General features: G+C 72.9%; 1 protein-coding gene and 1 pseudogene. Both read right to left on the bottom strand.

Going from position 1 to position 26,816, the window contains the following annotated elements:
• Window positions 1–276: 276 nt before the first annotated feature.
• Entirely contained in the window at window positions 277–19,245 is an 18,969-nt protein-coding gene (locus LV79_RS12565) for a non-ribosomal peptide synthase/polyketide synthase (RefSeq protein ID WP_372495316.1), read from the bottom strand.
• 19 nt (window positions 19,246–19,264) lie between these two features.
• Window positions 19,265–26,785, bottom strand: a pseudogene (locus LV79_RS12560) (amino acid adenylation domain-containing protein); the annotation flags it as partial.
• Window positions 26,786–26,816: the final 31 nt, after the last annotated feature.

The following is a 26,816-nucleotide window of genomic DNA, read 5'->3' as shown; positions in this document are numbered from 1 at the left end:
AACGTTGGCCCAAGACCGCCCGCCGACGACGTCGGCCCACACGCGCTCCACCCAAGTCGCTGGTGCCAACTGCTCGATGGGGCGGACTTGTTTTGTGTGGGGGGACGGTACCCGTAGCGTCGGTAGCGGACAGGGCCATGCTTTTCGGCCCCTGCTTTGCGGTCCTGCCACGGGTGTCGTAGAGGCCCCGCGCAAAACAAGTTCCTACCGAGCGGCACGCAAGCACAGTGAGGCTGAGAGTCGAGTCCGTGGACAACTCCACCCCTTGTGGACAACTCATCGCCCACCCGCGCAGTCTTCCGCGATGGCCAGCAGCGCTGCCTCGAACTCCGCTGCCACCGCTTCGATCGTCGACCGGGAATAACGGTCGGCGGCGTAGTACCAGGCGAACTCGAGGCGGCCGTTGGTGGATTCGCCGACGATGTCGATGAGGTGGCCGGTGCGGTCGGTGGGGTGGTGGTCGGCGCCGAGGGCGCCGAGGGTTTCGGCGAAGAGGGTGGTGGATTCCTCGGCGGAGCGGGAGTCGAATTGGCCGAGGTAGTTGAAGGAGACCTCGGGTTCGGGGGCGTCTTCGAGGGTGCCCAGGTAGCGCAGGGCGCTGTAGCCGAAGCCGTTGCCGGGCAGTTTGCGCAGTTGCTTGCGGATGTCCTTGACCACGGTGCGCCACGGGCCCTGGGGGACGTCGAGGCCGACCGGGAACATCGTGGTGAACCAGCCGACGGTGCGGGAGAGGTCGGTGTCGGGGAGGACGTCCTCGCGGCCGTGGCCCTCCAGGTGGACGGCGACCCGGGACTCGCCGGTCCAGCGGCCGAGGGACCAGGCCAGGGCGGCGAGCAGGACGTCGTTCACCCGGGTGCGGTACGCGGTCGGCGCGCCGCGCAACAGGGCGTCGGTCGCCTCGGTGCTCAGCGACACCGACACCGCGTCCACCGAGGGGACGCCTGCCGGGCTGTCGACGGGCAGCGGCGCGATGGCCGACACCGAGCGCCAGTACGGGAGTTCGTCGTCGAGGCCGCCGGTGGTGACGTGCTCGGTGAGCTTGCGCGACCACTCCTGGAACGAGGTCGTCTTGGCGCCCAGGTCGATCGGCTCGCCGCGGCGGATCTGGTGGTAGGCGGTGTCCAGGTCGTCGAGCAGGATCCGCCAGGACACGCCGTCGACGACCAGGTGGTGGGCGACGAGCAGGAGCCGGAACCGGTCCGGGAAGCGGAACAGCACGGCGCGCAGCAGCGGCCCGGTCTCCAGGTCGAACCCGGCGTGCACCGCGTCGGCGACCTGCTCGGCCTCCGCCTCGGAGGCAACCGACACCAGATCCACAAAGGATTCGTCGGCGACGTCGGCGTTCCACTGCCGCCAGCCGTCCTCGTCCCTGGCGTAGCGCAGGCGCAGCCCGTCGTGGTGGGTGGTCAGCGCCGACAGGGCGTCGCGCAGCGCGGCGATGTCGGGCTCCACTGCCAACTCGACGTAGTGGGCCTGGTTGAAGTGGTGGTGCGCGGCCCGCGGCGACTCGAAGAACCAGCGCTGGATCGGGGTCAGCGGAACCGGCCCGGTGACCACCTCGCGGTCGGCGTTGACGTCCACAAAGGTCACCACCGGCGCCAGGTCGGCGATCGTCTGGTGCAGGAACAGGTCCTTCGTGGCGACCTTCAGGCCCGCCTGACGAGCCCGGGCCGCCACCTGGATGCTCAGGATCGAGTCACCGCCGAGGGCGAAGAAGTTGTCCGCCAGCCCGACCCGGCCCACGCCGAGGACATCGGCCCAGACCTTGGCCAGCGCCTCCTCCACCGGCGTCGACGGTGCGACGTAGGCGACGGTGCTGACGGTCAGGTCCGGCGCGGGCAACGCCTTGCGGTCGACCTTGCCGTTCGGCGACACCGGCAACGTCGCGAGCGGGACGAACGCCGTCGGCACCAGGTGGTCCGGTTGCGTCGCGGTCAGGAACTCGCGCAACGCGGCACTGTCCGGGAGCGACGGTCCGGCGACGTAGCCGACGAGGCGCTTGTGCCCGGCCGGGTCGGTGTGCACGGCGGCAGCAGCGTCGACGACGTCGGGGTGTGCCCGAAGCGCCGACTCGACCTCGCCGAGCTCGATCCGGAACCCGCGCACCTTCACCTGGTCATCAGCCCGACCGACGAACACCAACTCCCCGTCGACCGTCCAGCGCACCACGTCGCCCGTGCGGTACATCCGCCCACCGTCGAACGGGTTCGCCAAGAACCGCGACGCCGTCAACCCGGGGCGACCCAGATACCCACGAGCCAAGCCCACACCGGCGACGTACAGCTCACCCGGCACGCCAACCGGCACCGGTGAGAGGTCCGCGTCCAGCACGTAGGCGCGCGTGTTGTCGATCGGTCGACCGATCGGCGGCACGCCGCCGGGCGACAGCGGCGAACTCCACGTCGCGACCACAGTGGACTCGGTCGGCCCGTACGCGTTGATCATCCGGCGGCCCGGCGCCCACCTGGTCACCAGCTCGGCCGAGCACGCGTCACCGCCGACGACGAGCGTCCGCAGCGCGGGCAGATCGACCTCGGGAACCGTGGCCAGCGCGACCGGTGGGATCAGCGTGTGCGAGATGCGCTGCTCGACCAGGACGGACCCGAGCTGCTCACCCAGCAGCGGCCCCGGCGGCGGGACCACCACAGCGGCCCCTGCCCCCAGCGCCATGCACAGCTCCAGCACCGACGCGTCGAAGCTCGGCGACGAGAACGCCAGCACCCGGTCATCCGGCCGCACGTCGAACCGCGAGACCTCCGCGGCGGCGAAGCTCGCCAGACCGGCGTGGGTGACGACGACGCCCTTCGGCCGCCCGGTCGACCCGGAGGTGTAGATCACGTACGCCGGGTTGGTGAGCGCGGGCACCGGCAGGTCGCCCTCGTCCGACTCCGGCAGCGTGGAATCGAGCACCAGCACCGGTCGCGCGTCGTCGAGCATGTACGCGATGCGGTCGTCCGGGTAGTTCGGGTCGATCGGCAGGAACGCCGCCCCGGCCTTGGTCACCGCGAGTTCCGCGATGATCAGCTCCGGCGACCGTCCCAATCGGACAGCGACGACCTCCTCCGGCCCAGCACCAGCGGCGACGAGTGCCCGCGCGACCCGGTCGGTGCGCGCGTCCAGCTCGCCCCACGTGATCACCGTGTCACCACTGATGATCGCCGGGGCATCCGGTCGCGCGGTGGCCTGGCCGCGCACCAACTCGGGCACGGTCTTCGGCTCGGTCGCGACAGCCGTGTCGTTCCAGCTGACCAGCACGCGCTCGCGGTCCTGCTCGGTCAGCACCGGCAACGACCCGAGGCGAGTCGTCGGCTCCGCCGAAGCGGCCGCCAGCAACACGTCCAGCCCGGCGACAAGTCGGTCAGCGGTCGCCGAGTCGAACAGGTCGGTGTTGTAGTCCAGCGTCGCGTGCAGCCCGCCGTCCTCGACCTCGTGGAACTCGACGGTCACGTCGTAGGCCGCCGTGACCACAGGGAACGACACGTCGGATGCCTCAAGCCCGGTGAGCCCCGACGCGCGCCCCACGGCGTTCTGCAGCACGACCATCGCCTGGAACAGCGGCGTCCTGCTGGTGTCGCGCTCCGGCGCCACCGCGTCCACGACCCGCTCGAACGGCACGTCCTGGTTGGCGAACGCGTCGAGCACCGTCGACCGCACCCGCCCGACGAACCCGGCGAACGGCTCCGAGGAGTCCACAGTGGAGCGCAGCACGAGGGTGTTGACGAAGAAGCCGATCAGGTTGTGCAGATCGGGGTGGTCCCGACCCGCCGCGACCGTGCCGACGGCGATGTCGTCCTGGCCGGTGAAGCGGTGCAGCAAGGTCTGCGTCGCCGCGACCAGCACCATGAACAGCGTGGCGTCCTGCTCCCGCGCCACCGCCCGCAGCCGGTCCGCGACCTCGGCGGGCACCGTGAACGGCACCTGCGCGCCAGAGGTCGTGTGCACGGCCGGGCGCGGTCGGTCTGTCGGCAGTTCCAGCGCGGGAACCCCGGCCAACTGCGACTTCCAGTGGTCGAGCTGCGTGGCCAGCACGTCGGTGCGCCCGCGCTGCCAGGCCGCGAAGTCCCGGTACCGCACGGGAAGCACGGGCAGGTCGGGCTCGCCGCCCTCGACCTCGGCCCGGTACAGCTCGGCCAGGTCGGCCATCAGCACGCCCGCGGACCACCCGTCGGTGACGATGTGGTGCATGGTCAGCGCCAGCACGTGGTCGCGCGGGTCGACCCGGAACACGACCGGGCGCACCAGCGGCCCGGTGACCAGGTCGAACGGCTCCGCGGCCACCCGGTCCAGCGCGGCGGCCAGCCCGGACTCGGTGATGTCCACGACCGGCACGGCCACGGTGGTGGCCGGGTGCACGACCTGCGTGCCCTGCCCGTCCTCGCCGTGGAACGTGGTCCGCAGCGACTCGTGCCGCGCTGAGAGCGCCGTCATGGCCGCTTCGAGCGCGCCCAGGTCCAGCGGCCCGCGCAGGCGCACCGCGAGTGGCGTCACGTACTCGGTGCTGTTCGGCTCGAACTCCTGCAGGAACCACAACCGCTGCTGCGCGAACGACAGCGGCGAGGAGGCCGCGTCGGGCAGCGCCGGAATGATCTCGGCGGCGGGCGCGCCCCCGAGTGCGGTGGCCAGTCCGGCGACCGTCGGGTTGTCGAACAGGAGCCGGGGCGAGACATCGGTGCCGAGCGCGTCGCGCAGTCGAGCCACGACGCGGATGCTCAGGATCGAGTCGCCACCGAGGGCGAAGAAGTTGTCCGTCGCGCCAACCTGGGCGACCCCGAGCACCTCGGCCCACGCACCGGCCACGACCCGCTCGGCCTCGGTGCGCGGCGCCACGAAGTCGCCGTTGTCCGTCCACTCCGGAACGGGTAGCGCACGCCGGTCGAGCTTGCCGTTGGTGGTCAACGGAAGCGCGCCCAGTTCGACGAACGCCGCCGGGACCATGTGCTCGGGCAGCGAGGTCGACAGCGCCTCGCGCAGCCCGGCCGAGGACCCGACCACGTACGCGACCAGCCGCTTGACCCCCGGCTCGTCCTCCCGGACGACCACGGCCACCGCCGACACCCCGGCCTGGGCGCCGATCACGGACTCGATCTCGCCGAGTTCGATCCGGAACCCGCGCACCTTGACCTGGTCATCGGCTCGACCGACGAACACCAGCTCGCCATCGGCCGTCCAGCGCACGACGTCGCCGGTCCGGTACATCCGTCCACCGTCGAACGGGTTCGCCAGGAATCGCGACGCCGTCATCCCGGGGCGACCCAGATACCCACGGGCCAAGCCGACGCCTGCGACGTACAGCTCTCCCGGGACACCAGGCGGCACCGGCCGGAGGTCGTCGTCGAGCACGTACGCGCGGGTGTTCGGCAGCGGTCGCCCGATCGGCGGCGCCCCGGCGGAAGCCGACAGCGGCGCGGTCCACGTGGCGACCACGGTCACCTCGGTCGGGCCGTAGGCGTTGATCAGCCCGGTGCGCGGCGCCCAGCGGCGGACCAGGTCCGCCGACGACGCGTCACCACCGACGACCAGGGTCCGCAGGTCCGGCAGCTCGACGTCCGGCACGGTCGCCAGCGCGACCGGCGGGATCAGCGTGTGGGTGATCCGCAGGTCCCGCAGCGCGGCCCCCAGCGGTTCCCCCACCAGCGGCCCGGCGGGCGGGACGACCAGCGTCGCCCCGGCGGGCAGCGCCATGCACAGCTCCAGCACCGAGGCGTCGAAGCTCGGCGAGGAGAACGCCAGCACCCGGTCCCCGGCCCGCACGTCGAACCGCGCGGCCTCGGCGGCGGCGAAGTTCGCCAGCCCCCGGTGGGTGACCACGACGCCCTTGGGCCGCCCGGTCGACCCGGAGGTGTAGATGACGTACGCGGGCGAGTCGACCGCGGTGGCCACCTCGGGCGCGGTGTCCGGGAAGCTCCCGGCGTCCGGCAGCGCGTCCAGCGTGATCACCGGCTGGGCGTCGTCGAGCATGAACGCGATCCGCTCGGCCGGGTAGTTCGGGTCGATCGGCAGGTACGCGGCGCCCGCTTTGAGCACGGCCAGCTGCGCGACCACGAGGTCGATCGACCGGGGCATCAGCAGCGCGACGACCTGCTCGGGTCGTGCGCCCAACGAGTGCAGCAGGTGCGCGACGCGGTTCGCGGCGGCGTCCAGCTCGGCGTAGGTGAGCGCCCGGTCCCCTTGCTCGACCGCGACCACTCCCGCCTCACCGCGGACGAGCCGCGGGAAGGTCACCGGCTCGACGTCGGCGGCGGTCTCGTTCCACACGTCGACGACGAGCGCGTGCTCGGTGTCGGTGAGCCACGGCAACTGGCCCAGCTCACGCGTGGGGTCGTCGGTCAGCGCGGACACCAGGGCGACCAACCGGTCGACGAGGGTCCGCGCCGTGGTGTCGGCGAACAGCGCCGGGTCGTAGCCGAGTTCCACCCGCAGCCGGTCGCCGTCCAGGTGCGCGGACAGGCTCAGCGCGAGGGTGGTCGCCTCCGCGCCGTCGACGGTCTCCACGTCCGGCGCGCCGTCGGTCTCGGCGCCGTCGGGGAAGTTCTCGAACGCGACGACGCTGTCGAACAGGGACCCGACGCCGCTCCACGCCTGGACCTGCGCCAGCGAGACGTGGTCGAACCGGCGGGACTCGGCCTGGGCGGCCTGCACCCCGCGCAGCCAGGGCAGGGCGCTGCCCCGGGTCTCGACCAGCACGCGGCTGGCGACGGTGTTGATGAACATGCCGACCATGTCCTCGACCCCGGGCAGGTCGGCGGGCCGACCGGACACCGTGGTGCCGAAGACGACCTCGCGGTCGCCGCTGTAGCGCGACAGCAGCAACGCCCACGCGGCCTGCACGACCGTGTTCAGCGTCAGGCCGTGCGATCCGACGTCGCCGACCGGGAACGCGGCGCGGACGTGGGCGCTGGACTGGGACCGGTGCGCGTCGACCGGCGGGCGGTCGTACGGCAGCGCCGTCGGTCCCTCCACGCCGTCGAGCACGGCCCGCCAGTGCCGCTCGGCCGCCCTCGAGTCCTGCTCGGCGAGCCAGGCCAGGTAGTCGCGGAACGGCCTGCGCGCGGGCAGGGTCGCCCCGGCGTAGGCGGCGAGGACGTCGGAGAACACCTGGGCGGTGCTCCAGCCGTCGAGCAGCAGGTGGTGCGAGACCCACAGCAGGTCGACCACACCGGGCTCGACCTCGTGCAGCACGACCCGGGTGAGCGGCCCGGTGACCAGGTCGATGCCGACCTCGCCGATCGGCCCGTGCTCCACCGAGACCTGGGAGCCCGCGTGCACGACCTGCACCGGCTCCGCCACGCCCTGCCACACGACGCGGCTGCGCAGCACCGGGTTCCGGTCGGCGACGTCGTGCCAGGCCTGGCCGAGGCGCCGCACGTCGGTGACCCCGCGCAGCCGCACATGGGTGCGGTTGACGTAGGACTCGGCGTCGAGCAGCCCGTGGAAAAGCATCCCGGCCTGCAGCGGGGTGAGCGGGTAGATGTCGACGACGTCCGAGCCGTCGCCGACCAGCGAGTCCACTTCGGACTGGCTGAGGCGGGCCAGCGGGAAGTCCGACGGGGTGCGACCACCGGCGCCCGGCTCGGCGCAGTGCGCGACGATCTCCCGCAGCGCGGCCAGCACCCGGTCGGCCACGGCGCGGACCGTGGTCTCGTCGTGGATGGCGGGCGCGTACTCCCAGTCCAGGGTCAGCACACCATCGGTGACAGCGGCCGTGACGTCGAGCAGGTGGCTGCGCGGCATGACCGGGCCTTGGCGCTCGGGGTCGGCGACCTGCTCGCGCAGCAGGTCACCGGAGGCGTCACCGGCGTCCCAGCGGCCGAGGTAGTTGAACGCGATCTCCGGCTCGGGCGTGTGGTCCAGGGTGCCCTTGAGGTAGCGCAGCGCCTCGTAGCCCAGACCCCGGTTCGGGATCGCGCGCAGCGACTCCTTGACGGTCTTGAGGGTGTCGGCCCACTGCTCGGCGACGGGCAGCGCCACCGGGAACTGGCTGGTGAACCAGCCGACCGTGCCGCCGATGTCGAGGCCGTCGACGACCTCCTCGCGGCCGTGGCCCTCCAGGGTGATCAGCGCGTGCGGCTGACCGGTCCAGTCGGTGACGGCCTTGGCGAGCGCGGCGAGCAGCACGTCGTTGACCTGGGTGCGGTACACGTCCGGGACCTGGTGCAGCAGCGCGTCGGTGACCGGCGCGGGCAGCGACACGCTGAACCCGGCGGCCACGTCCTTGTCACCGGTGCCGTCCACCGGGAGGGCAGGCGTCTCCGGGATCGTCTGCCAGTGCGCCAGGTCGGCGTCGAACCCGCCGCCGACGGTCAGGTCGGCCAACTGGTGCGCCCACTGTCCGAACGGGACAGCCGGGGCCAGGAACTCGCCCCGGTACGCGCGTTCCAGGTCGGCGAGCACGACGCGCCACGACACGGCGTCGATCACCAGGTGGTGGACCTCCAGCCGCAACTGGTCGTGCTCGACGGCCGCCCGCACCACCCGGCCCGAGGCGATGTCGATCCGGTCGGTGACACCCGAGTCGGTCGGCTCCTGCACCCACCCGGCGTCGGTCTGAAAGAACCGGGTGCGCAGGGCCGGGTGGTGGTCGACGACGCGGCCGACGGCGGCGAGCAGCCGGGCGTGGTCGACGTCGGGGGCCAGGGCGAAGGTCATCGCCATGGTGAAGTGGTCGCGCTGGTCCGGGGCGTGGGTGGCGAAGAACCAGTGCTGGATCGGGGTCAGCGGCGCGGGACCGGTGATGACCGGCCGCGCGACGGCGGTGGTGGTCGCGGTGGCGACGGTGGCGAGTTCGGCGACGGTCTGCCGGACGAACACGTCCTTGGAGGTGATGGCCAGCCCCGCCGCCCTGGCCTGGGACACGACCTGCATGCTCAGGATCGAGTCGCCGCCGAGGGCGAAGAAGTTGTCCGCCGCGCCGACCTGGGGCACGCCGAGGACCTCGGCCCAGATGTCGGCGAGCGTGGTCTCCGTGCCCGGTCGCGGCGGCACGTGCGTGGTGGCCACCGCCACCGGCTCCGGGAGGGCGCGGTGGTCGAGCTTGCCGTTGTGGGTGACCGGGAGCCGGTCGAGCAGCACGAACGCCGACGGCACCATGTAGTCCGGCAGCGCCAGCCGCAGGAACGCGCCGAAGTCGGCGTCCGACCCCACGACGTAGCCGACGAGCCGCAGGTGGCCGCCGTGCGGTCGGGCGACGACAGCGGCGTCGCGGACGTCCTCGTGCCGCAGCAGCGCGGCGGTGACCTCGCCCGGCTCGACCCGGTGGCCGCGGATCTTGACCTGGTCGTCGGCGCGGCCGAGGAACTCCAGGGTCCCGTCCGCCAGCCACCGCGCCCGGTCGCCGGTGCGGTACATGCGGGTGCCGGGGGCGCCGAACGGGTCGGCGGCGAACCGGTCCGCGGTGAGGCCCGGTCGCCCGAGGTAGCCGCGCGTGACCTGCGGACCCGCCAGGAACAGCTCGCCGGGCACGCCGATCGGCTGCTGGTGGCCGTCCTGGTCGAGCACGTAGGCGCGGGTGGTGGACAGCGGACTGCCGATCGTGGCGCGCTCACCGGTGATCTTGGCCCGGGTGGCGTCCACGGTGACCTCGGTCGGCCCGTAGAGGTTGACCGCGGTGAGGTCGGCGGCCGCCAGGTCGCGCCACAGCGCCGGGTCGATGGCCTCGCCACCGAGGGTCAGCACGCGGAGACCGGCGTCGAGCAGCCCGGCCTCGACGAGTCGGCGGGCGTGCGCGGGGGTCACGTCCAGCACGTCGAGGTGCTCGGTCGCGTAGCCGACCAGGGCGTGCGGGTCGAGCCGGGTGTCGTCGTCGATGACGTGCAGGGTGTGCCCGGCCGCCAGGAACAGCAGGCCCTCCACGGCGGTGTCGAAGGAGAACACCGAGGTCTGGCCGTAGCGCAGGCCTGGGCCGAGCGGGTCGATCAGGTCGGCGCGCTGGTGGGCGGCGAGCGCGGCCAGGTTGCCGTGGTCGACCACGACGCCCTTGGGGGTGCCGGTGGAGCCGGAGGTGTGGATCACGTAGGCGGCGCCGCGCGGGTGCGGGTCGACACCGAGGTCCGTGTCGTCCCAGCCGGTCAGGTCCGGGATGGTGTCGAGCACGACGGTGGGCGCGGCGTCGGCGAGCAGGAACTCGACCCGCTCCGTCGGGAGGGTCGTGTCGATCGGCAGGTAGGCGGCGCCGGACTTGAGCGTGGCCAGGATCGCGACGACCACGTCGGCCGAGCGGGGCAGGGCGAGCGCGACGAGGCGCTCCGGTCCGGCGCCGCGGGCGACGAGGTAGCGGGCGAGCTGGTTCGCGGCGGACTCCACCTGCGCGAAGGTGCGCCGGTCGGTGCCGAACACGACGGCGTCGGCGTCCGGGACGCGGGCGGCCTGCTCGGCGAACAGCCTGGTCAGCGGCGGGAACTCGCCCTCGCGGGTGCCCTGCCAGGCCTCGACGCGCTGCCGCTCGGCGGCGTCGAGCAGGTCGATGTCACCGGCGACCTGGTCCGGGTCGGCCGCGATCGCGGTGAGCAGCGCCGTGAGGTGCCCGGTGAGGCGCTCGACGGTCGCGGGGTCGAACAGGTCCGGGTTGAACTCGACCGCGCCGCGCAGCCCGTCGGCCGACTCCTGGAACTCGACGGTCAGGTCGTGGGTGGAGGTGGTGACCGGGAGGTCGACCTCGGCGACGGTGAGCCCGGCGATGGCGGGCACCTCGTCGGGGGTGTTCTGCAGCAGCACCATCACGTCGAACAGCGGGCTGCGGCTGGTGTCGCGCACCGGGGCGACCGCGTCCACGACGCGCTCGAACGGCACGTCCTGGTGGGCGAAGGCCTCCAGGGCGGTGGCCCGGGCCCCGGCGAGGATCTGGGCGAACGGCGCCCGCAAGTCCACAGTGGAGCGGAGCACGACGGTGTTGACGAAGAACCCGACGACCCGCTCCAGCTCGGCGCGGTCCCGGCCGGAGGCGACGGTGCCCAGGGTGATGTCGGACTGGCCGCTGTAGCGGGCGAACAGGACCTGGCAGGCGGCGAGCAGGGTGGTGAACAGGGTGCCGTCGACCCGGCGGCCGACCTGGCGCAGCGCGTCGCTGGTGGCTGCGGGCAGGGTGAACTCGTGCTTGGCGCCCGAGGTGGTGCGCACGGCGGGGCGCGGTCGGTCGGTCGGCAGCTCCAGCGGCTCGATCCCGGCCAGCGCGGCCTGCCAGAAGTCGACGTCGCTGCCCTGGTCGCGCTGCCACACGGTGAAGTCGGTGTAGCGGACGGGGATGGCGGGGAGTTCGGCCTCCACACCGGACAGTTCGGCGCGGTAGAGCGCGGCGAGGTCGTCGGTGAGGACGGCGGTCGACCAGCCGTCGGTGATGATGTGGTGCAGCGTCAGCACGAGCACGTGCTCCTGCGGCGCGACCCGCACCAACGTGGTGCGCAGCAACGGCCCTTGACGCAGGTCGAACGGCTGGGCCGCTTCCCGCGTCAAGGCCTTCTCGGGGTCGCCGTCCACCACGACCAGGTCGGCCAGGTACGGCTCGCGCACGATCTGCACGGCCTCGCCGCCGACCTCGTCGAACGTGGTGCGCAGCGACTCGTGCCGGGCGATGAGGCCGGTCAGCGCGGCGGTCAGGGCGGTCACGTCGAGCGGGCCGGTCAGGCGCAGCGCGGTCGGGCTGACGTACTCGGTGTCACCCGGCTCGAACTGGTCCAAGAACCAGAGCCTGCGCTGCGCAAACGATTGCGGGACCGGTCCACTGTGGTCGACCACGGGGATCGCGTCGGTTCGCTCCACCGGGACGGCCCTGGCGAGCGCCGCGACGGTCGGGTGGTCGAACACCGCGCGCGGGGAGATCTGAGTGCCGAACGCGGTGCGCAGCCGGGACACGACCTGGATGCTGAGGATCGAGTCGCCACCGAGGGCGAAGAAGTTGTCCTCGGCGCCGACCTCGGACACGCGGAGAACCTCGGCCCACGCGGCGGCGACAACGCGCTCAGCCTCGGTGCGGGGCTCGACGTGCGTGGCCGTCGCGGCGAACTCGGGCGCGGGCAGGGCGCGGCGGTCGAGCTTGCCGCTGGCGTTGACCGGCAACGCGGGCAGCGCCACGACGGCGGCGGGCACCATGTAGTCCGGCAGCTGCTTGGCCAACTCGGCGCGCAGGTCACCCTCGGCCGTCCCGACGACGTAGGCGACCAGGCGGGTGCCGGTGGCGTCGCTGAACGGGACCACGGCAGCGTCGCTGATCCCGGCCTGCTCCCGCAGCACCGCCGCGATCTCGCCGGGCTCGATGCGGAAGCCGCGGATCTTGACCTGGTCGTCGGCGCGGCCCAGGTAGTCCAGCAGGCCGTTCTCGGTCCACCGCACGCGGTCGCCGGTGCGGTACATGCGGGTGCCGGACGCGCCGAACGGGTCGGCGATGAACCGGTCCGCCGTCAGCCCGGCGCGGTCCAGGTAGCCGCGCGCGACCTGGACGCCCGCGAGGTAGAGCTCGCCGGGGACACCCGGCGGCAGCGGGTCCAGGTTCTCGTCGAGCACGTACGCCTGGGTGTTGCGCAGCGGTCGACCGATCAGCGGCCGCTCGGCCTCACCGGAGAACAGGACGGTGGCGTCCACCGTGGTCTCGGTGGGGCCGTAGTAGTTCACGACCCGCAGCCCCTTGGCCTGGGCGTCGCGCCACAGCTTCTCCGACAGCGCCTCGCCGCCGAGCATGAGCACCTTGAGCCCGCTGTCCAGCAGCCCGGCGGCGGCCAGGTGCGTGGCGTGGGTGGGGGTGAGGTCGACGTACTCGATGCCGCGGGTGCTGATGTAGTCGACGAACGCGGCCGGGTCGATCCGCAGGTCCGAGTCGATGACGTGCACCTCGTGCCCGTCGACGAGGAACAGCAGGCCTTCCAGCGAGGTGTCGAAGGAGAAGGTCGCGGTCAGCGCGAACCGGGTGCGGTCGACGCTGGTGATGTCGACCCGGTGGTCCTGGTGCAGCGCGGACAGGTTGCCCTGGCTGATCACGACGCCCTTGGGGCGGCCGGTGGAGCCCGAGGTGTAGATGACGTACGCGGCCTGCTCCGGCCGGATCTCCCGACCGGGGCTGGTCTCGGGGAAACCGCTGGTGTCGGTCGTGCCGTCGAGCACCAGCACCGGCTTGGCGTCGTCGAGCAGGTACGCGACCCGCTCGGCGGGCAGGGTCGGGTCGACGGGCAGGAACGCCGCGCCCGCCTTGCCGACGGCGAGGATCGCGATGACCGTGTCGGCCGACCGGGGCATGGTCAGCGCGACGACGGTCTCCGGACCGGCACCATCGGCGATCAGCTTGTGCGCCAACCGGTTCGCGGCGGACTCGACCTCGGCGAAGCTCAGCGCGCGGTTGCCGAACACCAGCGCGGTCGCGTCCGGGGTGCGGGCGGCCTGCCGCTCGAACACCTCGGTCAGCGGCTCGTACGGCAGCGGGTGGTCGGTGTCGTTGAACGCGCGGAGCACCCGCTCGTGGTCCTCAGTGGACACCCAGGGCAGCGCGCCGATGGCCCGGTCCTGGTCCTGCACCAACGCGGTCACCAGCGTGCGCAGCCAGCTCGCGACCCGCTCGGCGGTCGCGGGGTCGAGCAGCGCGGGGTCGTAGCCCAGGTCGAGGTGCACCCGGTCGTCGACGTGCGCGGACAGCGTGAGCGGGAGGTTCGTCGTGTCGACCGCCGTGACCTCGGCGACCCGCACACCGCCTTCACGAGAGGCGTCCTCGAACGGGTAGTTCTCGAACACGACGACGCTGTCGAACAGCGCCGCGCCCGGCTCGACCGCGCTGTGGGACTGGATGCGGGACAGCGCGAGGTAGTCGAACCGGCGGGACTCGCTCTGCGCGGCCTGGATGTCGCGCAGCCACGCCCCGGCCGGACGAGAGGGGTCGGCGAGAACCCGGGTCGGGACGGTGTTGATGAACATGCCGACCATGGACTCGACGCCGGACAGCTCGGCGGGGCGGCCGGACACTGTGGTGCCGAACACGACGTCGGTCGTGCCCGCCCACCGCGCCAGCAGCAGCGCCCACGCGCCCTGGACGACGGTGTTGACGGTCAGTCCGGCCCGCTGCGCGGCGGCGCGCAGCCGCTCGGACTCGGCCGGGTCGATCACGGTCTTGACCGACGCGCTCGACTCGGTGCGGTGTGCCTGCGCGGGAGCGTGGTCCCACGGCACTGCCACGGGCTCGGCGAACCCGGCCAGCACCCCGGCCCAGTGCGCGTCAGCGGCCGCGTTGTCCTGTTCGGACAGCCAGCGCACGTGGTCGCGGAACGGCCTGCGCACCGGCGCGGCGGGCGTGGTTCCCTCGACCAGCGCGGTGTAGCGCTCGACGACCTCACCGAAGACCTGCGCGGTGCTCCACCCGTCGAGCAGCACGTGGTGCGACGCCCAGACCAGCAGCACCCGGTCCTCGGTCAGCCGAAGCACGGAGATGCGCATTAGCGGCGCGGTGTCCAAAGTGAACTCTCGGGCGCGGTCCTCGGCGAGCAGGTGGGACAGGGCCTTGTCCTGGTCGCGCGCGGAGAGGTCGCGCCAGTCGCGGACGTCGGCGTCGAGCCGCACCGCGCGGCGCACCACCTGCACCGGCTCGGCGACGTCGGCCCAGACCACGGCCGTGCGCAGCACCGGGGTGCGGTCGACGACGGTCTGGAACGCGGCGACCAGCGCGGTGGGCTCGGTGACGCCGTCGAGCACCAGGCGGACTTGGTCGACGTAGGCGCCGTTGTCCGGGTCGACCAGGCTGTGGAAGACCATGCCCGCCTGCAGCGGGGTCAGCGGGTAGATGTCCTCGATGTCGGAGCCGTCGCCCGCGATGGTGTCCACTTGGGACTGGGTGAGGCGCGCCAGCGGGAAGTCCGACGGGGTGCGGCCACCGGAGCCGGGGGCGGCGCAGTGCGCGGCGATCCCGCGCAGCTCGGCCAGCATCGCCTCCGCCAGCCTGCGCACGGTCGCCGGGTGGTGCAGCGCGGTCGAGTACTCCCAGCTCAGCACCAGTTCGTCGGACTCGACCAGGCCGATGACCTCGAGCTCGAAGTCGCGCTCGGCGTTCGGGTCGACCTCGGGGCCCGCGTCGTAGCGGGCGCCGAACGGGCCGTTCTCGTCGTCGGTCTCGAACCGGCCGTGGTAGTTGAAGCTGATGCGCGGCAGCGGCCGCCCGGCCAGTGGGCTGTCGGGGGTCAGGTACCGCAGCGCCTCGTAGCTCAGGCCGTTGTGCGGGACCGCCCGCAGCTGCTCCTTGACCGACTTGAGCACGGCGTCCCAGTCGCCGCCGGGCAGGTCGAGCACAACCGGGAACTGGGTGGTGAACCAGCCGACGGTGCGGGTCAGGTCGGCGCCGTCCACGACCTCCTCGCGACCGTGGCCCTCCAGGGTGATCGCGGCGGTGTTCTCGCCGGTCCACCGGGTCAGGACCCGGCCGAGCGCGCTGAGCAGGACGTCGTTGACGCGGGTGCGGTAGCGCTCGGGCACGGTGCGGAGCACGGCGTCGGTCACGGCCGACTCCAGCCGCACGGTGACGGTCGCCGTGGTCCCCGAGGTGTTCTCCCCCGCCGAGGTCATGTCGACCGGCAGCGGGTTCGGGTCGGGAACCGAGGTCCAGTGCTCCAGCGCGGAGTCGAGACCACCACCGGCCACGAGGTCACCGAGCCGGTGGGACCACTCGGCGAAGGTCGTGCCGACGGCGGGCAGGTCGACCGGCTTCTGGTCGCGCAGCTGGGTGTAGGCGGTGACCAGGTCGTCGAGCAGGACGCGCCACGAGACGCCGTCCATGACGAGGTGGTGCACGGTGAGGAACAGCCTGCCGTCGTCGAGCAGCAGCGCGCGCAGCAGTGGGCCGTCGGCGAGGTCGATCTCCGCGCGGGCCGCCTCGATGCCGCCGCCCCTGGCCAGGTCGACCTGGACGTCGGCCGGTTCCTGCCGCCACTGGCCGTCGACCTGGCGGAACCGGGTGCGCAGCGCGGCGTGGTGGCGCACGACGGCCCGCAGCGCGGCCTCGAGCGCGGTGAGGTCGGTGTCCTCGGCGAGGTCGAACAGCACGGACATGGTGAAGTGCGCGCGGGGGCCGTGGGTCTGGAAGAACCAGCGCTGGATCGGCGTCAGCGGCGCGGGACCCTCCGGCACGGCCCGCTCGACCGGCGCGGTGTCGCGGGTGACGACCAGCGCCAACTCCGCGATCGTCTGGTTGACGAACACGTCGCGGGAGGTCAGCCGCAGTCCGGCCTGGCGGGCCCGGGACACGATCTGGATGCTGAGGATCGAGTCCCCGCCCAGGGCGAAGAAGTTGTCGGTGACCCCGACCCGCTCGGTGCCCAGCGCGTCGGCCCACAGCCGGGCCAGCAGGTCCTCGGTCTCGTCGCGCGGGGCCACGTACTCGGCCTCGGCGGCGGCGCTGAACTCCGGCGCGGGCAGCGATGCCTTGTCGAGCTTGCCGTTGCGCGTCATCGGGAGCTTGTCGAGCTCGACGAACGCGGCGGGCACCATGTAGTCCGGCAACGTCGCCTTCAACGCAGCGCGGAGTTCGGTGGTGTCGACCTGACCGGCGACGATGTAGGCGACCAGCCTGCGGTGCCCACCGTCCTCCCTGGCGACGACGGCGGCCTCGCGGATGCCGGGGCGGGCCAGCAGCGCGGCCTCGATCTCCCCCGGCTCGATGCGGAAGCCGCGGATCTTGACCTGGTCGTCGGTGCGACCCAGGTACTCCACGGTGCCCTCGGCGGTCCAGCGGGCCAGGTCACCGGTGCGGTACATGCGGGAACCGGGCGCGCCGAACGGGTCCGCGACGAACCGGTCGGCGGTCAAGCCCGCGCGGTCGAGGTAACCGCGCGCGAGCTGGGCGCCCGCGATGTGCAGCTCACCGGGGACACCGGCGGGCACGGGGCGGAAGTCCTCGTCGAGCACGTACGCCCGCAGGTTGCGCAGCGGGCGGCCGATCGTCGGCCGGTCCCCGGACACCACAGTGGACAGTGCGTCGACGGTGGTCTCGGTGGGGCCGTAGAAGTTGTGCACGGCGGTGCCCGGCAACGAACCAAGCTCACGCCACAGGTCGTCACCCAGGGCCTCACCGCCGAGCATCAGCACGGCGGGCTGGTGGTCGGGGTGCGCGAGGAGCCCGGCGGGCAGCAGCTTGCGCAGGTACGACGGGGTGAGGTCCAGGAAGTCGACGCGCTCGCCGACCACGTAGGCGACCAGCGCGTCGGGGTCCAGGCGCACGTCGTCGCCGAGCAGGTGCAGCTCGTGGCCGCCCGCCATCAGGACGGGACCTTCGAGCGAGGTGTCGAAGGAGAACACGGCCGACAGCGCGACCCGCAACCGGTCGCCACCGGCGAAGTCGGCGAGGTGGCTGTGCAGCAGGTTCACCAGCGCCCGGTGCTCGACCGCGACGCCCTTGGGCTTGCCGGTCGACCCGGAGGTGTAGATGACGTACGCGGTGTTGTCCGGCCGCAGCCCGACCTCGGGGTCGGTGTCGGGCCCGTCGACGAACGCCGCGGTGTCCAGCGCTGTGTCGATAACCAGGACCGCACCGGAGTCGGTGACGAGGTGTGCGCGGCGCTCGGCGGGCAGCGACGGGTCGACCGGCAGGTACACCGCACCCGCCTTGAACACACCGAGTTGGGCGACCACGGCATCGATCGAACGCGGCAGCGACACAGCCACTACCTGTTCACGGCGCACACCCTGTCCAACGAGGTGGTGCGCGACGCGGTTCGCGCGGGCGTTGAGTTCGGCGTAGGTCAGGCGCTCACCCGCGTAGACCAACGCGGTCGCGTCCGGCGTGCTCCGGGTCTGCGCCTCGAACACGGCGGGGAAGGTGGTCGCCGCGACGGGGAGGGCGGTGTCGTTCCAGCCCTCGGTGACGGTGCGCAGTTCGGTGCCGGTCAGCCAGGGCAGCTCGGTCATCGGCCGGTCCGGGGCGGCGGCGATCCCGGCGAGCAGGGTCAGCAGGTGCCCGGCGAAGCGCTCGACGGTGGCCGGGTCGAACAGGTCGGTGCTGTACTCCAGGACGCAGTCGAGCTGGTCGGCGCGCTCGCTGAACTCGACGCTGAGGTCGAAGTTGGCCGCCCACCGGCGCAGGTCCACCTCTCGCACGGTGAGACCGGGGAACTTCGGCAGACCGCGCGAGGCGTTCTGCAGCAGCACGAGGACGTCGAACAGCGGGTTGCGGCTGGGGTCGCGCGGCGCGCCGACGGCCTCCACCAGCCGGTCGAACGGCACCTCGTCGTGGCTGAACGCGTCGAGGGCGGTGCCGTTGACAGCGCGCAGGAAGTCGACGAAGCTGGTCTTCTGGTCCACAGTGGAGCGCAGCACGACGGTGTTGACGAAGAACCCGACGACCTTGTTCAGCTCGGCGAGGCCGCGCCCGGCGGTGACCGTGCCCAGCGCGACGTCGTCGACGCCGCCGTAGCGGGCGACGAGCAGCTTGCAGGCCGCCATGAGGGTGGTGAACAGCGTGGTGTCGTTGGCGCGCGCCAGGTTCGTCAGCCGGGCGGTGATGGCGGCGGGCACGGTGAACTGGTGCGCGGCGCCCGCCGGGGTGCGCACGGGCGGGCGCGGGCGGTCGGTGGGCAGGGCCAGCGGCTCGACCCCGGACAGCGCTTCCCGCCAGTACGCGAGGTGCTTGTCCATCGACGGACCAGTCAACCGTTCCTGCTGCCAGGCGGCGAAGTCCGCGTAGTGCAGCCGCGGCGCGGGCAGGTCGCGCCCGGCGTACAGCTCGGCCAGTTCCTCGGTGAGCACCGAGAGTGACCAGCCGTCGACCGCAATGTGGTGCACGGTCAGCAGGAGCACGTGCTCCTGCTGACTCAACCGCAGCAGCAGCGCCCGCAGCAGCGGGCCCTCGCGCAGGTCGAACGCGCCGGAGAACTCCTCCTGCAACGTGTCCGCAAGCGCTTGCTCCGTGCAGTCGGCCTGGCGCACGGCGATGTCGACCGACTCGTGCACGACCTGCACGGGCCTGCCGTCGTCCTCGCGGAACGTCGTGCGCAGCGACTCATGCCGGTTCGCGAGCGCACCGATGGCGGCGGTGAGCGCGGGGACGTCCAGGTCGCCGGTGAACCGCAGTGCGGCGCCGGAGTTGTAGTCGTTGCCGCCGGGGTTGAACTCGCTGAGGAACCACAGGCGCTGCTGGGCGGACGAGAGCGGCAGCGCGCCGTCGCGGGGCGTGATCGGGATGGTCGAAGGCTTGGGGGCGCCACCGGCTTTGCCCGCGAGGCGCTTTTCCATCTGCGCGCGGAGGTGGGCCGGGAGGGCGTCGAGGCGGCTTCTGCGGGAATCCGATGTGGTCATTTTGAGTGCCTCCCGGGGCTTAGAGTGACTCGCCCGCGAGGGCTTCGAGTTCGCGCAGGATGTGGTCCTCGACCACGTCCGCGAGGGCGCGCACGGTGCGGGCGGTCAGCACGTCGCGCGGGGTGAGCTCCACCGCGAACGCCGCGTTGGCGCGGGCGGTCACGTGGAGGCTGAGGATGGAGTCGCCGCCGAGGTCGAAGAAGCTGTCCTCGACGCCGACCTGGGTCACGCCGAGGACCTCGGCCCAGATCTCGGCCAGGGCCTCTTCGGTACCGGTCTCGGGGGCCACGAACCCGGTCGCCGGGCCGAAGTCCGGGTCGGGCAGCGAGCGGCGGTCGAGCTTGCCGGACGGGGTCAGCGGCAGCGCGGCCATGGCGACGAGCGCGGCGGGCACCATGTGCTCGGGCAGGTCGGCGCCGAGCTTGGCGCGCAGCGCCTTGGTGTCCAGATCGGACGGTGTCACGTAGCCGACCAGCTTGCCGTCCTTGGCGATCACGGCGGCGTCCGACACCTCGGGCAGGGCCGTGAGCGCGGCCTCGACCTCGCCCGGCTCGATCCGCATGCCGCGGATCTTCACCTGCTGGTCGGTGCGGCCCAGGTACTCCACCGCCCCGGCCCGGTTCCAGCGCACGAGGTCACCGGTGCGGTACATCCGGCTGCCGCGCGGGCCGTGCGGGTCGGCGACGAACCGGTCCGCGGTCAGACCGGGGCGGTCGAGGTAGCCCCGAGCGAGCTGGACCCCGGCCAGGTACAGCTCCCCGGGCGCACCGACCGGCACAGGGTTCAGGTCGGCGTCGAGGACGTACAGCCGGGTGTTCCACACCGCTCGCCCGATGGGCACCGCCGACTCGCCGGGCAGGCACGCCCAGTGGGTCACGTCGACGGCCGCCTCGGTGGGACCGTAGAGGTTGTGCAGCTGGGCACCGAGCGACTCGTGGAACCGCTCGGCCAGGTCGACCGGCAGCGCCTCGCCGCTGCACAAGACCCGGCACAGGCTGTCGAGACCGGTCACGTCGGCGTGAGTGAGGAACGCGCGCAGCATCGACGGGACGAAGTGGACGGTCGTGATCCGCTCGGCGCGGATCAGCTCGGCCAGGTAGGCCGGGTCGCGGTGGCCGTCGGGCCGGGCCACGACCAGGGTCGAGCCGACGACCAGCGGCCAGAAGAACTCCCAGACCGACACGTCGAAGCTCGCCGGGGTCTTCTGCAGCACCCGGTCGTCCGCGCCGAGGTCGAACTGGGCCTGCGTCCACAGCAGACGGTTGACGATCGCCGCGTGCGAGACCACGACGCCCTTGGGGCGCCCGGTGGACCCGGAGGTGTAGATGACGTACGCGCTGGTGCCGGGCTTGATCGTCACCTCGGGCGCGGTGTCGGGCTGGCCGTGGGTGTCCGGAACGGCATCGAGCAACACCACGGCGTCGGTGTCGGACACCAGGAACGCGGCCCGGTCACGCGGGAGTTCCGGGTCGACCGGCAGGTAGGCGGCGCCCGACCGCAGCACGGCGTGCAGGGCGATCACCAGGTCCGCCGAGCGCGGCAGCGAGACGGCGACGATCCGCTCCGGCCCGGCACCCTGGCCGATGAGCCAGTGCGCCAACCGGTTGACCTCGGCGTCGAACTCGGCGTAGGTCCACTCGCGACCCTCGTACGCCAGCGCTTGCGCGTCGGGGGTCCTGGCAGCCTGCTCGATCAGCAGCGCGGTGAGCGTGGTGTTGGGGACGTCGACGGCGGTGTCGTTCCACTCGACGAGGACCCGCGCGCGGTCGGCACCGGTCAGCGCGGGGATGTCGGTGACGGCGCGGTTGGGGTCGGCGACCAGTTCAGCCAGGAGCCTGCCCAGGTGGGCGGCCAGGGTGTCGATGGTCTCGGCGTCGAACAGACCGGGCTCGTAGCCGAACAGCAGCCGCAGCCGCTCCCCCGGGTAGACGGTGACGCTGAGCGGGAACGTGGTGCTCTCGACGGCCGTCAGCTCGCTGAGCCGGGGGCCGTCGGCGGGGTAGTTCTCGAAGATGATCGCGCTGTCGAACAGGTCGACCCCGCCCGGCACCGCGCTGAACCCGTGCAGCCTGGTCAGCGGGGTGTGCTCGTAGGCGCGGGACTCGACCTGGGCGCGCTGCACCCCGGCCAGCCACTGGGCGACCTTCCCGTCCACAGTGGTCACGACCGGCAGCGTGTTGACGAACATGCCGGTGATCGACTCGACCCGGGGCAGGTCGGCGGGGCGGCCGGAGACCGTGGCGCCGAAGCACACCTGGCCGCCGGTCCGGTGCCCGCTGTACTGGGCCAGCAGCAACGCCCACGCGCCCTGCACGACGGTGCCGAGGGTGAGCCGGTGGTCCTTGGCGAACCGGGTGAGCCGCTCGGTCTCGGCGTCGGTGAGGGTGACGTCGAGCCGGGCGGAGGTGGTCGGCTGCGGCACCGACGCGCGCGGTCGGTCGAACGGCAGCGGGGTCGGGGCCTCCAGGTCACCGAGCACGGAGCGCCAGTGCAACTCGGCGGCGGAGGCGTCCTGGCGGGCCAGCCACCGGTGGTACTCGGCGAAGTCCGGGCGGTCCGGCAGGGCGCGACCGGCGTAGGCCTGCGCGACGTCGGACAGGACGCCGAAGATGCTCCAGCCGTCGAGCAGCACGTGGTGGAACGTCCACAGCACCTGCACCCGGCCACCACCGAGCGCGGCCAACGTCAGGCGCATCAGCGGCGGGGTGGCCAGGTCGAACCCGGTCCGCTGGTCCTGCTCCAGCAGCGCGTCGAGCAGGGTCGCGCGGTCCCGGCCGGTCCAGTCCAGCTGGGCGATGGGCAGGTCGACGTGCTGGTGGACCAGCGACACCGGCTCGGCGACGCCCTCCCAGACCACGGAGGACCGCAGGATGGCCGCGCGGTCGACGACCTCGCGCCACGCGGCGGCGAGGCGGTCCAGGTCGTCGATGTCCTCGAGCACGAACGCGGTCTGCTGGAAGTAGGCCCCCTGCCCGCTCCCGGTCCGGCCCTGCGACAGGCCGTGGAAGATCATGCCCGCCTGCATCGGCGTCAGCGGCAGGACGTCCGCCACCTCGGGGGTGACCAGGCGATCCACAGTGGACTGGTCGATGCGCACCAGCGGGAAGTCCGACGGCGTGCGGCCCCGGCCCCCTTCCGCGCAGTGCCGCACGATCAGCCGCAGCGCGTCGGCGATCGACTCGGCGAACGAGGTCGCGGTGGTCTCGCGGTGCAGGTTCTCGCTGTAGTACACGGTGATCGCGAGCCGGTCCCGCTCGACCTGGCCCACCACGTCGAGCACGTGCGGGCGCCGGGAGTCGGGGTGCGCGTCGAGCGCGAGATCCGCGGTGCCGTCGAACCGGCCCAGGTAGTTGAACGCCACCTCGGCGTCGCCCCGCAGGTCGGCCCCGACCAGGTACCGCAGGGCGCCGTAGCCGATGCCGCGCCGGGGGGTCGCGCGCAGCGTCTCCTTGACCGACTTCAGTGCGGTGCCCCAGTCCTCAGCGCTGCCGAGGACGACCGGGAACATCGTGGTGAACCAGCCGACGGTGCGGGACAGGTCGACGTCGTGGAACAGGTCTTCCCGGCCGTGGCCCTCCAGGTGCACCAAGGTCTCCGGCCGCCCGGTCCACTGGGCGAGCGCGGCGCCGAACGCGGTCAGCAGCACGTCGTTGACCTGGGTGCGGTACGCCTCGGGGACCTCGCGCAGCAGCGCGGCCGTCTCGTCCTGGGACAGCGTGACGGTGACCGACCGCTCGGACGCGGCGGTGTTGGCGCCGGTGTGGTCGCGCGGGACCCGGGTCTCGGCGCTCAGGTCGGTCCAGTGCTGGAGTTCGTCGGCGAACCCACCCGCGACGGCGTGCTCGGCGAGCGTCGTCGCCCACTCCCGGAACGACGTGGTGCGGCGCGGGAACACGATGGGCTCCCCCGCGACCGCCTGCCGGTGCGCGGTCCGCAGGTCTTCCGCGATCACCCGCCACGACACGCCGTCGACCACGAGGTGGTGGGCGCGCAGCTTGACGGTGGTGTCGCCGTGCAGTTCGACCAGGAAGATCGGCCCGTGGTCACCGACAGCGCCCGACTCCCCTACCGGCGCATTGTCCTGGTGCCAGTCAGCAGCGCGGGTGAACCGCATGCGCAGCGCGTCGTGGTGCTCGAGCACGGCGAACATGGCCGTTGCCAAGGCATCCGGGTGCACCGGTGCGCCGAGGTCGACGACGCAGGTCTGGTCGAACAGGTGCGGGTGGGCGGTGTAGTGGTCGAAGAACCAGCGCTGGATCGGGGTCAGCGGCACCGCACCCGACTCCGGGCCCGTCTCGGGCCGGGTGTCGGCACCGACCTCGGTGACGTGCGGCGCGAGGTCTGCGACGGTTTGGTGGACGAACACGTCCCGCGCGGTCAGCAGCAGACCGGCGGCCCGCGCGGCGGTGACGACCTGGATGCTGAGGATCGAGTCGCCGCCGAGGGCGAAGAAGTTGTCCCGCACGCCCACCCTGGGCGCGCCAAGGACCTGGGCGAACACCGTGGCCAGGGTCGCCTCGACGGGGGTGCGCGGCGCCAGGTAGCGGTTCGGCTCGGCGGGCCGGGGCGCGGGCACGGTGGCGACGGGGCCCTCCGGCAGGTCGGCCAGGGTGCCGAGCGGGGTGTCCGGGCGGGCGGTGACGATGCGCAGCAGCGCGGTGAGTTCCTTGGCCAGCGCGGCGATCCGACCGGCGTCGAACAGGGCGGTGTCGTACTCCAGCACCATCCGCAGCCCGTCGGTCGACGGCCAGAACTCGACGACCAGGTCGAAGCGGGCGGCCGGGCGCGGCAACGGCTCGTCGGTCCAGCGCAGGCCCGCGACGTCGTGGCGGGTGACCAGCGGCTGCTGCAGCGCCACCACCGCCTGCACCAGCGGCGTGCGGCTGGGGTCGCGGACGGTGCCGAGCTGGTCGGCGAGCCGGTCGAAGGGGACCTCGTCGTGGTCGAACGCGTCGAGCACGGTCTCGCGCACGGCGGTCAGGAAGTCGCTGAACGGCTGGGTCGGGTCGATCCGGGACCGCAGCACCAGGGTGTTGACGAAGAACCCGGCCACGGCGTCGAGTTCGGCGACCGGCCTACCCGCGCGGACAGCGCCGACGGCGACGTCGCGGGTGCGGCCGTGCTCGGCGAGCAGCACCTGCACGGCGGCGGTGAGGGTCATGAACAGCGTCGCCTCGTGGGCGGTGCCGAGGGTCGCGAGCGCGGCGGCGAGGTCCGCGGGCAGGTCCTGGCGGTGCACGCCACCGGACCCGACGCGGACCGGCGGGCGGGGGCGGTCGGTGGGCAGGTCCAGCGGCAGGAGGCCGTCGAGCCGGTTGCGCCAGTGCGCGAGGTCGGGCTCCGGGCGCTGCAACTGCCAAGCGGCGTAGTCGGGGTACTGCGTGGTCCGCTCGGGGAGGTCCGCGGCGGGACCGCCGGTCTCCTCGGCGTAGAGCGCGGTCAGCTCGGTGACCAGCAGGGCGGCGGACCAGCCGTCGGTGACGATGTGGTGCTGGGCCACGACGAGGACGTGCTCGGCGCCGTCGGCCACCAGGGTGACGCGGGTGAGCGGGCCGGTGGCGAGGTCGTACGGCGCGGCGACCAACTCGGTGAGGGTCGCGTCGACGTCGGTGCTGGCGCTCTCGGCGAGCGGCAGGGTGGCCTGCTCGGCGACGACCTGGTACTCACCGTCCACAGTGGTCCGCAGGGCGTCGTGCCTGGCGGCGAGGCGGTCCAGCGCGCGGCGCAGGGCGGGGCGGTCGACCTCACCGGTGACGCGCAGGGCGAAGCCGGTGTTGTTCACCGGTCCGACCGAGGTCTGCTCCTCCAGCCACAACCGGCGCTGCGCGGGCGAGAGCGGCAGCGGCTCGGTGCGCGACACCGGCGGGATGACGGCGGCGGTCGCGGCGTGCTCGGGCAGCAGCGCGGCGAGCGCGGAGACGGTCCGGGCGTCGAAGATCGCGCGACCAGACAGGGTGGCGCCGAACGCGGAGGCGATCCGGGTCTGGGCGCGCACGGCCAGGATCGAGTCGCCGCCGAGGGCGAAGAAGTCGTCGGACGCGCCGACCGAGTCGACGCCCAGGACCTGCGCCCAGATGTCGGCGACCAGCTTCTCGCGCTCGTCGCGCGGCGCCACGTGGTCCTCCTCCGCGACCCCCACGGTGGGGGCGGGGAGCGCGTCGCGGTCGAGCTTTCCGTTGGGGGTCAACGGGAACGCGTCGAGCACGACGATCGCGGCTGGCACCATGTGGGCGGGCAGCCGGTCGACGAGCAGGGCGCGCAGGGCGTGCGGCTCGGGGTGGCCCTCGCCCGGCACGACGTAGGCGACCAGCCGCTTGATGCCGGTCTCGGTGCGGGGCACGACGACCGCGCGGCCCACGGTCGGGTCCTTCGCCAGCTCGGCCTCGATCTCGCCGGGCTCGATGCGGAAACCGCGGATCTTCACCTGGTGGTCGGCGCGGCCGACGAACTCCAGGTTCCCGCCCGCGCCGACGCGCACGACGTCACCGGTGCGGTACATGCGCTCGCCGTCGGGGGCGGCGAGGAAGCGCTGGGCGGTCAGGCCGGGGCGGTCGAGGTAGCCGCGGGCGACGCCGACGCCGGTGACGTACAGCTCGCCGGGGGTGCCCTCGGGGACCGGGCGCAGGTCGTCGCCGAGGACGTGGACCCGGGTGCCGGTGATCGGGCGGCCGATGGTCGGCGAGTCCGGCCCGGGGACCAGCGGGTCGCTCCAGGTGGTGACCACGGTGGACTCGGTCGGCCCGTAGGCGTTGATCATGTTCCGGCCCGGCGCCCAGCGGCGCACCAGGTCGGCCGAGGAGGCGTCGCCCCCGACGATGAGGGTCCGGAAGTCGGGCAGCTCGGTGCCCTCGGGCACGGTGGAGAGCGCGACCGGCGGGATCAGCGCGTGCGTCACCCGCTCCGCGCGCAGCACCTCCGCCAGCTGCTCGCCCAGCAGCGGACCGGGCGGTGGGACGACCATCGCCGCGCCACCGGCGTAGGCCATGCACAGCTCCAGCACCGAGGCGTCGAAGCTCGGCGAGGAGAACTGCAGCACCCGGTCACCCGGGCGCACGTCGAACCGCTCGACCTCGGCCAACGCGAAGGTGGCCAGGCCGCGGTGGGTGACCACGACGCCCTTGGGGCGCCCGGTCGACCCGGAGGTGTAGATGACGTAGGCGGGCTGGTCCTCGTGCGGCCGACCCGGCAGCTCGCCGCCCGCATCGCCCGCGGTGTCCAGTTCGGACAGGTCGGTCAGCACCAGCAGCGGCTTGGCGTCGGCGATCATGTCGGCGATGCGCTCCGCCGGGTACGCCGGGTCGATCGGCAGGTACGCCGCGCCCGCCTTGAGCACCGCCAACTGCGCCACCACGATGTCCACCGACCGGGGCATCCGCAGCGCCACCAGCCGCTCCGGCCCGGCCCCGCGCGCGACCAGCGACCTGGCCACCCGGTCGGACCACTCGTCCAGCTCCCGGTAGCCGACCACCCGGGCCCCCGAGCGCGACGCGGGCGCTTCGGGATCGCGGGCGACCTGGGCGGCGAAGAGGTCCAACAGCGTCGGATTCGCTAACCGGGCGGACATCCTGGTC

Origin of the sequence: Actinokineospora globicatena (assembly GCF_024171945.1) — a bacterium.
In the GTDB taxonomy this organism is placed as follows: Bacteria; Actinomycetota; Actinomycetes; order Mycobacteriales; family Pseudonocardiaceae; genus Actinokineospora; species Actinokineospora globicatena.
This window is presented reverse-complemented; position numbering and strand designations above follow the sequence as displayed.

Bases quoted from the DNA above. Each gene is read 5' to 3' on its own strand.
- LV79_RS12565 (WP_372495316.1), bottom strand. From the start codon at position 19,245: ATGACCACATCGGATTCCCGCAGAAGCCGCCTCGACGCCCTCCCGGCC.